At 73.6% G+C, this 12,427-nt stretch carries 13 protein-coding genes and 1 pseudogene; 7 read left to right on the top strand and 7 right to left on the bottom strand.

What is annotated here, in order from left to right; translation table 11 throughout:
- Positions 1 to 183: 183 nt before the first annotated feature.
- From ACFVTF_RS13655 to cobU, 3 genes and pseudogenes are all read right to left on the bottom strand, one after another.
- Positions 184 to 963, bottom strand: coding sequence for an adenosylcobinamide-GDP ribazoletransferase (locus ACFVTF_RS13655; protein WP_387813224.1), 780 nt, complete (start codon positions 961 to 963; stop codon positions 184 to 186).
- A gap of 87 nt (positions 964 to 1,050) precedes the next feature.
- Positions 1,051 to 2,166 carry a nicotinate-nucleotide--dimethylbenzimidazole phosphoribosyltransferase gene (locus ACFVTF_RS13650; protein ID WP_387813221.1) on the bottom strand — a complete coding sequence of 372 codons (1,116 nt, stop codon included), beginning with the start codon at positions 2,164 to 2,166 and terminating at the stop codon, positions 1,051 to 1,053.
- 28 nt (positions 2,167 to 2,194) lie between these two features.
- Positions 2,195 to 2,806 (bottom strand): annotated as a pseudogene (gene cobU, locus ACFVTF_RS13645) (bifunctional adenosylcobinamide kinase/adenosylcobinamide-phosphate guanylyltransferase); the annotation flags it as partial.
- Positions 2,807 to 2,884: 78 nt separating this feature from the next.
- Here cobU and ACFVTF_RS13640 point away from each other — a divergent pair.
- A complete protein-coding gene (locus ACFVTF_RS13640) occupies positions 2,885 to 3,085 on the top strand; it encodes a hypothetical protein (RefSeq protein WP_350886321.1) in 201 nt (66 codons plus the stop codon).
- A 17-nt stretch (positions 3,086 to 3,102) separates the two neighbouring features.
- On the opposite strand, the gene ACFVTF_RS13635 is transcribed toward ACFVTF_RS13640, so the two are convergent.
- Both ACFVTF_RS13635 and ACFVTF_RS13630 read right to left on the bottom strand, forming a co-directional pair.
- Complete coding sequence (locus ACFVTF_RS13635) at positions 3,103 to 3,843, bottom strand: class I SAM-dependent methyltransferase (protein ID WP_371522638.1); 741 nt, start codon at positions 3,841 to 3,843, stop codon at positions 3,103 to 3,105.
- Between the two features lie 158 nt (positions 3,844 to 4,001).
- Positions 4,002 to 4,592, bottom strand: a complete 591-nt coding sequence (locus ACFVTF_RS13630) for a DUF3043 domain-containing protein (protein WP_350886323.1) — start codon at positions 4,590 to 4,592, stop codon at positions 4,002 to 4,004.
- A gap of 299 nt (positions 4,593 to 4,891) precedes the next feature.
- Between ACFVTF_RS13630 and ACFVTF_RS13625 the strand changes: the two genes are divergently transcribed.
- Both ACFVTF_RS13625 and ACFVTF_RS13620 read left to right on the top strand, forming a co-directional pair.
- On the top strand, positions 4,892 to 5,695 hold the full coding sequence (locus ACFVTF_RS13625; RefSeq protein ID WP_350886325.1) for a PspA/IM30 family protein: 804 nt from the start codon (positions 4,892 to 4,894) through the stop codon (positions 5,693 to 5,695).
- A 37-nt stretch (positions 5,696 to 5,732) separates the two neighbouring features.
- Entirely contained in the window at positions 5,733 to 6,026 is a 294-nt protein-coding gene (locus ACFVTF_RS13620; RefSeq protein WP_371516714.1) for a hypothetical protein, read from the top strand.
- A 106-nt stretch (positions 6,027 to 6,132) separates the two neighbouring features.
- On the opposite strand, the gene nadA is transcribed toward ACFVTF_RS13620, so the two are convergent.
- Positions 6,133 to 7,317: a quinolinate synthase NadA gene (nadA, locus tag ACFVTF_RS13615; RefSeq protein ID WP_363622260.1), complete on the bottom strand. Its 1,185-nt coding sequence runs from the start codon at positions 7,315 to 7,317 to the stop codon at positions 6,133 to 6,135.
- Positions 7,318 to 7,536: 219 nt separating this feature from the next.
- Here nadA and ACFVTF_RS13610 point away from each other — a divergent pair, with 219 nt between their 5' ends.
- The 3 genes from ACFVTF_RS13610 (at position 7,537) to ACFVTF_RS13600 (ending at position 10,718) form a co-directional block, all read left to right on the top strand.
- Positions 7,537 to 8,460 carry an NADP-dependent oxidoreductase gene (locus ACFVTF_RS13610; RefSeq protein WP_363372070.1) on the top strand — a complete coding sequence of 308 codons (924 nt, stop codon included), beginning with the start codon at positions 7,537 to 7,539 and terminating at the stop codon, positions 8,458 to 8,460.
- 193 nt (positions 8,461 to 8,653) lie between these two features.
- Positions 8,654 to 9,118, top strand: a complete 465-nt coding sequence (locus ACFVTF_RS13605) for an Lrp/AsnC family transcriptional regulator (RefSeq protein ID WP_063347298.1) — start codon at positions 8,654 to 8,656, stop codon at positions 9,116 to 9,118.
- Positions 9,119 to 9,350: 232 nt separating this feature from the next.
- Complete coding sequence (locus ACFVTF_RS13600; RefSeq protein ID WP_387813213.1) at positions 9,351 to 10,718, top strand: pyridoxal phosphate-dependent decarboxylase family protein; 1,368 nt, start codon at positions 9,351 to 9,353, stop codon at positions 10,716 to 10,718.
- Between the two features lie 91 nt (positions 10,719 to 10,809).
- On the opposite strand, the gene ACFVTF_RS13595 is transcribed toward ACFVTF_RS13600, so the two are convergent.
- Positions 10,810 to 11,670: a GNAT family N-acetyltransferase gene (locus ACFVTF_RS13595; RefSeq protein WP_387813210.1), complete on the bottom strand. Its 861-nt coding sequence runs from the start codon at positions 11,668 to 11,670 to the stop codon at positions 10,810 to 10,812.
- Positions 11,671 to 11,917: 247 nt separating this feature from the next.
- Between ACFVTF_RS13595 and erpA the strand changes: the two genes are divergently transcribed.
- The gene (gene erpA, locus ACFVTF_RS13590) at positions 11,918 to 12,271 is read left to right on the top strand and encodes an iron-sulfur cluster insertion protein ErpA (protein ID WP_030391519.1); all 354 of its coding nucleotides are present in this window, start codon (positions 11,918 to 11,920) and stop codon (positions 12,269 to 12,271) included.
- Positions 12,272 to 12,427 lie beyond the last annotated feature (156 nt).

Below are 12,427 nucleotides of genomic sequence, written 5' to 3'. Positions count from 1 at the left end.
CCGGACCGCCCGGCACGCCCCGGGTCCGGGCCCCCTGGCGCGCGCACCCGCGCAGTTCGCGGCCACGCACACCAGAGGCCCCGGCTCCTCGGGTCACGCCGGGCGGGCAGGACCTGCGGCGGTGCAGGGCTGCGGTGCTCCCCGCATGGTAGTCCGCATGGTGGGATCACGCGCCGCCCGGTATCAGCCGAGCAACGCCAGGGCGAACAGCGAGGCGGTCGCGGCGGTTTCCGCCATCGCGCCGAGCACGTCCCCGGTGATTCCGCCGAACCGCCGTACGCAGCGCCGGAGCAGCAGCTGGGCGCAGCCGACGCCGAGCACAACGGCCAGGGGGAGAAGGAAGGTTGACGATCCGTCAAATATTCCGAGTGTGGCCAGGGCGAGCGCCGCGGCGGCCGTCCCCGCGACCGCTCCGGCGGGTGCCACGGTGCCCGCCACCATCGCGCCCAGGCCGCCCGGCCGGGCGGCCGGCACCGACCGCAGGCAGCCCCAGGCGAGCGCGCACCGCGCGGTCACCGCCGACGCCAGCACCGCGAGCGCGCCGCGCGTGGTCGACTCGGCGAACTGTCCGGCCAGTGCCGCGATCTGGGCCAGCAGCACGAGAACGAGGGTCAGGACGCCGAACGGGCCGATGTCGGACTGCTTCATGATGCGCAGCGCGTCCTCGGCCGGTTTCCCGCTGCCCAGGCCGTCGGCCACGTCCGCCAGACCGTCCAGGTGCAGCCCCCGGGTGAGCGCGGCCAGCACCCCCACCGCCGCCACCGCCCCGAGCAGCCCGCCGGCCCGCCAGGCCACCAGCGCCCCCGCCCCGGCGGCCGCCGTGCCGAGCACCAGCCCCACCACCGGGGCCGCCGTCATCGCCCGCGCCGCCGCGGCCCGGTCCCACCGCTCCACCCGCACCCGCAGCACGGACAGCGTCCCGAACCCGAACCGGAGCCCCTCGGCCCAACTGGCGCCCTGCACGACGTGTTTCCCTCCGAACGGAAGCGCCCCGTCCGATGTGCCGGACGGGGCGCCGATGATCCTGGTGCCGCGGGTTGCCGCGGGTTGCTACAGCCGCCGCAGCAGGTCCGCCGCCGATGGCAGCTTCGGCTGCTCCTTCGGCGCCGACGGCACGAACGGCCGCGGGGCCTCGTCCGCGAGCGCGTCGCCCGCGGCCTGGAGCAGCGGCAGGGCCAGCAGCGCGCCGAGGCCCTCGCCCATGGTGATCCCCTGGTCCTGCAACGGCGTCAGGGTGAGGCGGTCGTAGGCCTTGGCCTGGGCGGGCTCGCCGCTGGACTGCCCGGCCCGCCACCACTCCGGCGCCCGGAAGGCGATCCGCTGCGCGACCAGCGCGCAGGCCGCCGAGACGACGCCGTCCAGCACCACCGGGAGCCGTCGCACCGCGGCCTGGAGCAGGAAGCCGGTGATCGCCGCGAAGTCGGCCCCGCCGGTGGCGCCGAGCAGCGCCAGCTGGTCGCCGAGGACGGGCCGGGCCCGTCGCAGGGAGTCGCGGATGGTGGCGCACTTGACCATCCAGACCCGGTCGTCGACGCCCGAGCCGCGCCCGGTGACGGCGGCCGCGTCCGTTCCGCACAGCGCGCCGACCAGGACGGCGGCGACGGTGGTGGCGCCGACGCCGAGGTCGCCGAGCAGCACCAGGTCGGTGCCGGCGTCGGCCTCCTCGTCGGCGACGGCCATGCCGGCCCGGAAGGCCCGCGCGGTCTCCTCCGGGGTGAGCGCGTCCTCGACGTCGATCCGGCCGGAGCCGCGCCGGATCCGGTGGGTGACCACGTCGTCCGGGAAGTCGGCGGGGTCGGCGTCCACCGCGACGTCGACGACCCGCACCTCGGCGCCGTAGCGCCGGGCCAGCCGGGCGACCGGCGCGGTGCCGTCCAGGACGGCGCGCACCCGCGCGGCGGTGCCGCCCTTGGCGGGCAGCCGGGACACCCCGAGCGCGGCCACGCCGTGGTCGGCGGCGAACAACAGCACCTTGGGGGCCGACACCGGCCGCACGGGGGATCGCCCCTGTACGGACGACAGCCAGCTGCCCAGCTCCTCCAGCTTGCCGAGCCCGCCGCGCGGTCGGCCGGCCTCCTGCCAGCGTTCCTCGGCGGCCCGTCGGGCGCTCTCGTCGGGGCGCTCGACGAGCGAGGAGAACGTATCGAGATCCACGGTCGTGTCCATCGTCCGGAAGGCTACACGCCGCAGATGTTCAGGCGGCGGCTGGCTTGACGGTCAGAACCTGCCCGGCCACGACCAGCAGCACACGCTCGGAGGCGTCCGCCACGGCCATGTTCAGCCGGCCCAGGGTGTCGCGGAAGCGCCGACCTGCGGCGGTCGCCGGGACGACGCCCATCCCGACCTCGTTGCTGACCGCGACGGCCGTCCGCCCGGTGGCCGCCCAGGCCCGCGCCAGGGCCTCGCAGCGCCGCTGGACGGCGGCCTCCCCGCCCGCCGCCCAGACCGCGTCGTCCCAGGCGCCGCACTCGTCCATCACGGCGGTCAGCCACAGCGCCAGGCAGTCGACCAGCACCGGCGCCGGGTCGGTCCGGTCGGCCAGCACGGCCTCCAGGTCGCAGGTCTCGGCGGTGCGCCAGCTCGCCGGCCGCCGCTCGCGGTGCAGGGCGACCCGCTGGGCCCACTCGGCGTCGCCGTCCCGGGTGCCGCCGGTGGCCACGTACAGGACGTCCGGGTGGTCGGCGAGCAACTGCTCGGCCCGGGTGGACTTGCCGGAGCGGGCGCCGCCGAGCAGCAGCGTGCGGGGGAGCGGGTGGTGGATCGCCATGCCGCCCATCCTGCCCGACCGGGCATCCGGACCGTCCGGCCAGGCATACGGAAGATCGGGCCGGGCAGGCTAAGGTGCGCAGCACGCAGGCAGCGTCGTCGGTGGGAGGAGCCGGGCATGGTCTGGACGTGGCGGTACGAGAAGGCGGACGGCACCGCGGTGGTGCCGGAGGGCGCTCAGGAGGAGTTCGCCGGCCAGGGGGACGCCGAGACCTGGATCGGGGAGTCCTGGAAGCAGCTCGCCGAGGACGGCATCGACACGGCGGTCCTGCTGGACGACGACCGGGTGATCTACTCGATGAGCCTGCACGAGGCGTAACCGCCGTCGCGGGGCGGCTACTTGGCCCCGACCACGTGCAGCAGCGCGGCGACCTGCCGGTACGGGTCGGTGCGGCCGGCCCGGTCCTCGGCCTCCAGCAGCTGGGCGAGCTGCCGCCCGTCCACCGGCGGGGTCGCGTCGTCGGGCGCGTTGTCGGTGAAGACCCGTACGCCGTACCAGTGCTTCAGCGGCACCGACACCTCGGAGAGGGTGACGGTGAGGTCGGTGAGGCGGTCGGCGCGGGCGGCCAGCCCGAGCCGGTTGTAGTACCGGTCGCTCTCGAAGGCGTGCAGGGCGGCCCGCCAGTCCCCGGCGGCGGCGGGCCGCAGGGCGAGCGCGTCGCGGTTGCGGACCAGCAGCGAGAGCAGCCCGCCCGGGGCCAGCAGCCGGGCCAGCGAGGCGATCATCGGGTCGGGGGCGGGCAGGTACATCAGGACGCCGTGGCAGAGCACCACGTCGAAGCTGCGCGGGCCGAACCAGCGCCCGCACTGGTGGGCGTCGCCGCTGAGGAGTTGCAGCCGGCCGGCGACCTCCGGCGGTTCCTCGGCGAGCGCCCCCTGGGCGACGCCGAGCGCGACCGGGTCGGAGTCGATGCCGGTGACGTAGTGGCCGGCCCGGGCCAGGCGCAGCGCCTGGGTGCCCTGGCCGCAGCCGATGTCGAGGACGCGCTGCCCGGTGCGGCCGGCCAGCTGCTCGGCGAGCTGCCGGGAGACCAGCTCCTGGCGGACGAAGTTGCGCAGTCCGCCGAGCCGGTCCAGCCAGGCGCCGGTGCCGCCGGCGAAGGAGCCGCTGCGCGAGGGCAGCCGGCGCTCCTGGCCGATCCGGTCGTGGCCGCCGTCCCCCTGACCCGGCAACGCGTACAGGCCGGGCCCCTCCCAGGAAGGGGGGGCCCAGCCGGAGTCCACCGGTTCGGCGGTCAGGGCTTCTCCCCGCGCCGCACCTGCGGCTTGGGCAGTCGCAGCCGGCGCATCTGCAGGATGCGCATCAGGCCGTAGGCGACCGCGCCGCGGGTGTTCTGGCCGGCGAAGCGCTCGGCGAACTGCTTGCGCAGACCGAAGCCGAGGCGGACGAAGTCCAGGATCACCAGCACGAAGAACAGCAGGAACAGCAGCGTGGACAGCAGCTGGATGGCGGGCACCTTGATGATGCTCAGCACCAGGATGACCACGGCGGCGGGCAGGAAGAACTCGGCGAGCGACCAGCGGGCGTCCACGTAGTCGCGGGCGAACTTGCGCACCGGGCCCTTGTCGCGGGCCGGCAGGTGGCGCTCGTCGCCCTCCAGCAGCGCGGTGCGCTGCTTCTCGCGCTCGGAGCGCATCCGCTCGCGGGCCTGGCGGGCGGCCTCCTTGCGGTCCTTGGGCACCGTCACCCGGGTACGCCGGTTGGCCTCGGCCTCACTGCGCTTGGGCGTTGGCCGGCCCTTCTTGGCCTGGGGGTGGCGGGTCTCGTCCGGCTTCTCCAGCACGGTGGCGGAGGCGGCTGCATCATCTGAACGGCGTCGGAACACACCACCAGCGTACGGGGTGCCGGGCGGCTTCTCGGGGTCCCCTCGGACCCAAACGCGTATCGATCCGCGAGGCCGGCCGCCCGCCGGGGTTTCCCGGCCCCTTCCCGTAGGGGATCAATCGGATGGACTATGGAGGGGATGAGAGGCGGATCCACCCGGGGGAGGAGGAAGTCCGCTGGTCGCTGTAGCAGTCTTGTAGCAGGCAGGTGGACTGCGGCGACGGGCTCGCTGCACATACACTCGTCGTGTCTGGTATCGAGATAGAGACCGCAGGCCGGAGAAGGGGGCACCCGAGGCCCATGAGCGACGGAATCATGAAGCGTATGGGGTTGATCTTCCGCTCCAAGGCGAACAAGGCCTTGGACCGGGCGGAGGATCCCCGAGAGACGCTCGACTACTCCTACCAGAAGCAGCTCGAACTGCTGCAGAAGGTACGGCGTGGCGTCGCGGACGTCGCGACCTCGCGCAAGCGCCTGGAACTCCAGCTGACCCAGCTCCAGCAGCAGTCGGCGAAGTACGAGGACCAGGGCCGCAAGGCGCTGTCGCTGGGCCGCGAGGACCTCGCGCGCGAGGCGCTGACCCGCCGGGCCAACATGCAGTCCCAGATCACCGACCTGGAGACGCAGTACCAGGCCCTCCAGGGCGAGGAGGAGAAGCTCACGCTCGCCTCCCAGCGGCTGCAGGCCAAGGTGGACGCCTTCCGCACCAAGAAGGAGACCATCAAGGCCACCTACACCGCGGCTCAGGCGCAGACCCGCATCGCCGAGTCCTTCTCCGGGATCTCGGAGGAGATGGGCGACGTCGGCCTGGCCATCCAGCGGGCCGAGGACAAGACGGCCCAGATGCAGGCCCGGGCCGGTGCGATCGACGAGCTGCTGGCGTCCGGCGCGCTCGACGACTCCAGCGGTCTCGGCCGCAAGGACGACATCGAGGCCGAGCTGGAGCGGGTGGCCGGCGGCACCGACGTCGAGCTGGAGCTGGCTCGGATGAAGGCCGAGCTGGGGGGCCCGTCCTCCGGTCCGGCCGCGATCGAGCAGGGCAAGCCGCAGCAGCCGGAGGCCCACCCCCAGCAGGACACCCCGCGCATCAACTACAACAAGTGATCTGAGCTCCATCCCACGAACCAGGGAGACGCACGGCATGATCATGAGGGTCATGGGTGAGGGGCAGTACGAGGTGGGCGATGACCACCTGAACCTGCTCAACGAGCTCGACGCCGAGCTCGTCACCGCAGTGGAGTCGGGGGACGAGGAGCACTTCCGTCGGGCCTACGGCAAGCTGCTGGACGCGGTGAAGCAGTTCGGCACTCCGGTGCCGCTGGATTCACTGGCGCCGTCCGAGCTGATCCTGCCGAGCGCCGAGGCGACGATCGACGAGGTCCGCGAGCTGTTGATGGCCGACGGCGAGGGAGTGATCCCGGGCTACCCCGAGTAGCCGCCGCGGCTGGTGCCAGACGAAAGGGCGGGTCCCCTCCGGTGGGAGGGGACCCGCCCTTCGTCGTGTCCCGGTGGCCGGGCCAGGTCGGCCCGGCCCGGGTCGGCTACGGCAGGGCCAGCATCCGGTCCAGCGCCGCCTTGGCGTACTTCTCGGTCTCCGGGTCGACGGTGATCACGTTCGGCACCCGGCCCTCGACCAGCGACTCCAGCGCCCAGACGAGGTGCGGCAGGTCGATCCGGTTCATGGTGGAGCAGAAGCAGACCGTCCGGTCCAGGAAGACGATCTCCTTGTCCGGGTGGGCCTTGGCCAGGCGGCGGACGAGGTTCAGCTCGGTGCCGATGGCCCACTTGGAGCCGGGCTCGGCGGCGTCCAGCGCCTTGATGATGTACTCGGTCGAGCCCACCATGTCGGCGGCCGAGACGACCTCGTGCTTGCACTCGGGGTGCACCAGCACGGTGACGCCGGGGATCCGCTCGCGAACGTCGTTCACCGAGTCCACGCTGAACCGGCCGTGCACCGAGCAGTGGCCGCGCCACAGGATCATCTTGGCGTCCCGCAGCTGCTCGGCGGTCAGCCCGCCGTTGGGCTTGTGCGGGTTGTACAGGACGCAGTCGTCCAGCGAGAGGCCCAGGTCGCGCACCGCGGTGTTGCGGCCGAGGTGCTGGTCGGGCAGGAACAGGACCTTCTGGCCCTGCTCGAAGGCCCACTCCAGGGCGCGCTCGGCGTTGGAGGAGGTGCAGATGGTGCCGCCGTGCCTGCCGGTGAAGGCCTTGATGTCGGCGGAGGAGTTCATGTACGAGACCGGGACGGTGACGTCGGCTATGCCGGCGTCGGTCAGCACGTCCCAGCACTCGGCGACCTGCTCGGCGGTGGCCATGTCGGCCATCGAGCAGCCGGCCGCGAGGTCCGGGAGGACGACCTGCTGGGCGTCGCCGGTCAGGATGTCGGCGGACTCGGCCATGAAGTGCACGCCGCAGAAGACGATGTACTCGGCCTCCGGGCGGGCCGCGGCGTCGCGCGCGAGCTTGAAGGAGTCGCCGGTGACGTCGGCGAACTCGATCACCTCGTCGCGCTGGTAGTGGTGTCCGAGGATGAAGACGCGGTCACCGAGCGCGGCCTTGGCGGCGCGGGCGCGCTCGACGAGGTTCGGGTCGGAGGCCGGGGGGAGGTCGCCGGGGCACTCGACGCCGCGCTCGCTGTTCGGGTCGGCCTCGCGGCCGAGCAGCAGCAGAGCGAGCGGCGTCGGAGTGGGGTCGACGCCGTGGGTCTCGGTGATGGTGGTGGTCACGGGCGGGTGCCCTTCTGTGCGGCCGATCAAGCCTGAAGCCTTTTCGTCTAACTGACGCTATCTATGATAACCGGTTAGCGTCAGAGTGACGATGGCCATCCTGTCGATGTGACGAGAACCGCTCGCCGAATCGGACCCTGGCGGAACCGGATGACCGTTTTGGGGTGGTCCTCGCGTGGCCGAATCGATATCCGGCCGGGCCCGGGTATGGCTGAGGCCATGAAGGCAATCGCGATCAACCGCTACGGCGGCCCCGAAGTCGTCGAGTACACCGACCTGCCCGACCCCAAGGTCGGCCCGGACTCGGTCCTGGTGCAGATGCGGGCGGCCGGGGTGAACCCGGTGGACTGGAAGATCCGGGACGGCGCCCTGGACGGCCTGCTGGACGCGCACTTCCCGCTCGTCATGGGCTGGGACCTGGCCGGCGTGGTCCGCGCCGTCGGCGGCGGCGTCACCGAGTTCGCGCCCGGCGACGAGGTCTACGGCTACGTCCGCAAGGACACCGTCGAGCACGGCACCTACGCCGAACTCGTCTCCGCCCCGGTCCGCACCCTCGCCCGCAAGCCGGCCGCACTGGACTGGGCCCAGGCCGGCGGCCTGCCGCTGGCCGGGCTCACCGCGCTGCAGAGCCTCAAGGCACTGCGGCTGCGGGCGGGGGAGACCCTGCTGGTGCACGCCGCGGCCGGCGGGGTCGGGCACCTGGCCGTCCAGATCGCCCGGGCCCTCGGCGCCCGGGTGATCGGCACCGCGGGCGAGCGCAACCACGACTACCTGCGCGGCCTCGGCGCCGAGCCGGTGCTCTACGGCGAGGGCCTGGCCGACCGGGTCCGGGCGCTGGCCCCGGGCGGGGTCGACGCGGCCCTCGACCTGGTCGGCCACGGCGCCGTCCCGCTCTCGGCGAGCCTGGTGGCGGACCAGAGCCGGATCGCCTCGATCACCGACTTCGGGGTCAAGGCCCTCGGCGGCCACTACGTCTGGGTCCGCCCGGACGCCGCGGACCTCGCCGAACTGGCCGCGCTCGCCGACGACGGCCGGCTGACCGTCACCGTCGCCTCCACCTTCCCGCTCGCCCAGGCGGCCTCCGCCCAGGCGCTCAGCGCCGAGGGCCGTACCCGGGGCAAGATCGTCCTGCTGGCCGACTGACGGCGGACCGGCTGCCGACCGGCGGCGGACCACCGGCGGACCACCGGCCGTCATCTGCGAGCGGTGAACTCGCTCCTGACATCCGCCAGAATGGTTGGCGAACCGTTTCGGCAGCCGCCCCTACCGCCCTCCGTCCGAGGGCCCGCCGCCCGAGGCCGCAACCGACCCGTACGACCCGTGGAGCCCCGCACCGATGACCAGCAGCCGAGCGCACGAGGTGGTCGGGGCCGACCTGGACGAGACCGACCGGCTCCTGCTCGCCCGGCTCGGCCGCGACGGCCGCGCCTCGTACGCCGAGATCGGCCTCCAGGTCAACCTCTCCGCCACCGCCGTGCGCCGCCGGATCGACCGGCTGCGGGCGCGCGGCGTGGTGCGGGGCTTCACCGTGGTGCTCGACCCGTCGGTGCTCGGCTGGCAGACCGAGGCCTTCGTCGAGGTCTACTGCCGCGAGCGGACCGCCCCCGAGGAGATCCTCGCCAGCCTGCGCCAGTTCCCCGAGGTGATCGCCGCCTGGACGGTCACCGGCGACCCGGACGCCCTGGTCCACCTGCGCGCCGCCGACATGCGCCACCTGGAGGCCGTCATCGAGCGCATCCGCCGCGAGCCCGGCGTCCAGCGCAGCCGCTCCTCGGTCGTCCTCTCCCAGCTCATCGGTTAGGGCGCGCCCGACGATCCCCACCTGACCCGCCTGCCCCCGTCCGGCCCCCTCCGGCCGGTGCGCAGGAATCCTGCGCGGACCGGCCCGAAGACGCCCGAAAGCTGCCTGACCAGCCGGGTTCCGACGCGCGGCGAACCCCTCCCGCTGCCTACGCTGATCACGTCCGGTCCACGCGGTGAGCCGCCCCGCCGACCGGGCATCCCCCGACACCCCACAGCCGAGAGGGACAGCCGTGTCCGCAGCCCCCGACCGCATGCACCGGCCCGACAACGAACTGGTCGACCTGGTTTTCGACTACATGCGGGACCGGCTGCAGTACGACCCCGTCCCGCTCGACCACCCCGGTGACGGCGAGCACCTGCGCGCCCAGCTGGCCGGTCTGCTGAACGCGGACGGCAACGCCCCCGCCGACGTGCTCAAGCTCTACGACCACGAGCTGTCCCGCGCGGTGATCTCCGCCGACAGCCCGCGCTACCTGTCGTTCATCCCGTGCGCCCCGACCAAGGCCGCGCTGCTCTTCGACATGGTGGTCTCCTGCGCGTCCCTGCAGGGCATCTCCTGGCTGGAGGCGGCCGGCGCGATCGCCGCCGAGAACCAGGTGCTGCGCCTGATCGCCGACCGCGCCGGCCTGCCCGCCTCGGCCGGCGGCACCTTCGTCTCCGGCGGCTCCGCAGGCAACCTCTCCGCCCTCGTCGTCGCCCGCGACACCGCCCGCCGCAAGCTCGGCGTCGGGCCGGAGGCGCGGCTGCGGATCGCCGTCGCCGACCAGGTCCACTCCTCGGTCAAGAACACCTTCAACATCATCGGCGTCGAGGCCTTCAAGGTCCCCACGGTGAACCGCCGGTTCACCGGTGAGGCGCTGCGCGCCGCGCTGGCCGCCGACCCGAACCCGGAGACCGTCATCGCGGTCGTGGGCACGGCCGGGACGACCAACGAGGGCATCGTCGACGACCTCAAGGGCCTGTCCGAGGTCGCCCGCGAGCGGGACCTGTGGTTCCACGTCGACGGCGCCTACGGCGGCGCGGGCCTGTTCGCCCCCTCGGTGCGCGAGCGCTACAACGGCATCGAGCACGCCGACTCCTTCGTCGTCGACCCGCACAAGTGGCTGTTCGCCCCCTTCGACTGCGCCGCGCTGATCTACCGCAACCCGCAGCTCGCCCGGGCCGTGCACACCCAGGACGCCTCCTACCTCGACGTCCTGCACACCGAGGGCGACGAGTGGAACCCCACCGACTACGCCTACCACCTCACCCGGCGCGCCCGCGGCCTGCCGCTGTGGTTCTCCCTCGCCGTCCACGGCACCCAGGCCTACACCGACGCCATCGAGGCCGGCCTCACGCTCGCCCGGGACACCGCCCAGCTCATCCGCGACACCGACCACCTGGAGCTGCTGTTCGACCCGCAGCTCTCGGCCGTCTGTTTCAAGCGCAAGGGCTGGACCAACGAGGACTACTACCGCTGGTCGCAGCAGCTGCTCGCGGACCAGATCGGCTTCGTCACCCCCACCGGCTGGGACGGCGAGACGGTCGCCCGCTTCGCCTTCCTGCACCCGGGCACGACGATGGACATGGTCCGGGAGATCCTGGACACCATGGCCTGATCGGCCCCCGGTGCCCCGTGGCCCCCGTCGGAGCAGGCAGCCGGCGGGGGCCCCGCCGTCCCGCCGTCCCGCCGTTCCGCCGTCCCGTGGTTCACAGGAAGGCGCCGCTCGGCAGGTACGGCGCCGGCGGCCGCATCCCGCGCAGCCCGACGAAGCCCCGGCTCTGCGGGGTCAGCCCCACCTCCAGGCCGACGTCCAGCGCCCACTCCTGCTCGGCGGTCAGGAACTCCACCCGCGCCTCGACCCCGTCCGGCACCCGGGCCAGCGCCTCGCGCAGCAGCCGGGCGGCGATCCGCTTGGTGGTGGCCGCCAGCAGCTTCACCTCGCCGCCGTCCCGGTAGCAGTAGCCGCTGCCGGCCAGCGCGTCGGCGATCAGCAGTTCCTCGAAGTGGCCCAGCATCAGTTCGTGGTCCGGGCCGTGCGCGGACCCGCGCAGCCGCCGGTCCACCGAGTCCAGCAGGTGCCGGTGGACGGCGCCGCCCCGGTGCACCGGGATGTCCCCCGGGTCGAGCAGCCCGGCCCGGTCCACCCGCCCGGTCAGCCGCATGGCCGGGTGCAGGGTGAACCCGGCCAGCCGGTAGCGGCGGGCCGCCGCCGGGGACGCCGACGCGCAGACCATCCCGCGCAGGCAGCCCCGCGAGTGCGCCGCCGCCCGTTCCAGCAGCAGCCGCCCGACGCCCTTGCCCTGCGCCTGCGGCCGGACCGCGAACAGCGACGGCGCCCACAGGCCCTCCCGGCGCATCGACAGCACCGCGCCGACCGGCTCCCCGCCGCTCTCCGCCAGCCAGCAGCCCTCCGGATCGGTGCGTGCCAGGTGTCTGGTCCGGGCGAGCTGCAACGGGGTCGGTGCGGCCGCCGGACCGGGCAGGGCCGGATCGGCGGACGCGGCGAGGGAGAGCTCCTGGACGGCCTCCGCGTCGGCGGCGGTGTCCCTGACCTGGCGCAGGATCATGGCCACCATCCTGGCGTCCGCGGGCCCGGCCCGGGGCCGGTTCCCCGGATTCCGCGGCTCGGGCGGTGACCCATCCTCCCGGGTTGTGCGAGCATGGGGAGCGTAGGGGACGCGGGTGGCACACCCGGCCCACGGAAATTCCGCCACCAGCAAAGCCGACGAAGACGATCGCCGTTCGGGAAATGAATCCGGACGGCCGTTGGTTGGCACTGGGGGCAAACCGTCGTCAAAGACCGGGAGAAAGCAGATGACCGTCCAGGACGAGACCACCGTCGAGAGTGGCATCCTCCTTACCGATGCCGCCGCGGCCAAGGTCAAGGGCCTGCTGGAGCAGGAGGGCCGCGACGACCTCGCACTTCGCGTCGCCGTCCAGCCCGGTGGCTGCTCCGGCCTGCGTTACCAGCTGTTCTTCGACGAGCGCTCGCTCGACGGCGACGTGCTCAAGGACTTCGACGGTGTCAAGGTCGTCACCGACCGGATGAGCGCCCCGTACCTGGGCGGCGCCACCGTCGACTTCGTCGACACCATCGAGAAGCAGGGCTTCACGATCGACAACCCGAACGCCACCGGCTCCTGCGCCTGCGGCGACTCGTTCAGCTAGGCAGCACCGCTCGACGCTCGTTCGAGCCGCGGTACGGAGGCGGGGCCCCGGGGGCAACCCCCCGGCGCCCTCCCCGGGGCGCCCCCGCCAGGCGGGGGGCGGGGGTGGTGGGGGGCAGGGCGGCGGCCGAGCGGATGAGCGCGGGCGGGGGCCCCT

The organism is Kitasatospora sp. NPDC057940, from assembly GCF_042887425.1.
Lineage (GTDB): Bacteria > Actinomycetota > Actinomycetes > Streptomycetales > Streptomycetaceae > Kitasatospora.
This window is presented reverse-complemented; position numbering and strand designations above follow the sequence as displayed.

Bases quoted from the DNA above. Each gene is read 5' to 3' on its own strand.
- erpA (WP_030391519.1), top strand. From the start codon at position 11,918: ATGACCGTCCAGGACGAGACCACCGTCGAGAGTGGCATCCTCCTTACC.
- ACFVTF_RS13610 (WP_363372070.1), top strand. From the start codon at position 7,537: ATGAAGGCAATCGCGATCAACCGCTACGGCGGCCCCGAAGTCGTCGAG.
- ACFVTF_RS13595 (WP_387813210.1), bottom strand. From the start codon at position 11,670: ATGATCCTGCGCCAGGTCAGGGACACCGCCGCCGACGCGGAGGCCGTC.
- ACFVTF_RS13640 (WP_350886321.1), top strand. From the start codon at position 2,885: ATGGTCTGGACGTGGCGGTACGAGAAGGCGGACGGCACCGCGGTGGTG.
- ACFVTF_RS13605 (WP_063347298.1), top strand. From the start codon at position 8,654: ATGACCAGCAGCCGAGCGCACGAGGTGGTCGGGGCCGACCTGGACGAG.
- ACFVTF_RS13620 (WP_371516714.1), top strand. From the start codon at position 5,733: ATGATCATGAGGGTCATGGGTGAGGGGCAGTACGAGGTGGGCGATGAC.
- ACFVTF_RS13625 (WP_350886325.1), top strand. From the start codon at position 4,892: ATGAGCGACGGAATCATGAAGCGTATGGGGTTGATCTTCCGCTCCAAG.
- ACFVTF_RS13650 (WP_387813221.1), bottom strand. From the start codon at position 2,166: ATGGACACGACCGTGGATCTCGATACGTTCTCCTCGCTCGTCGAGCGC.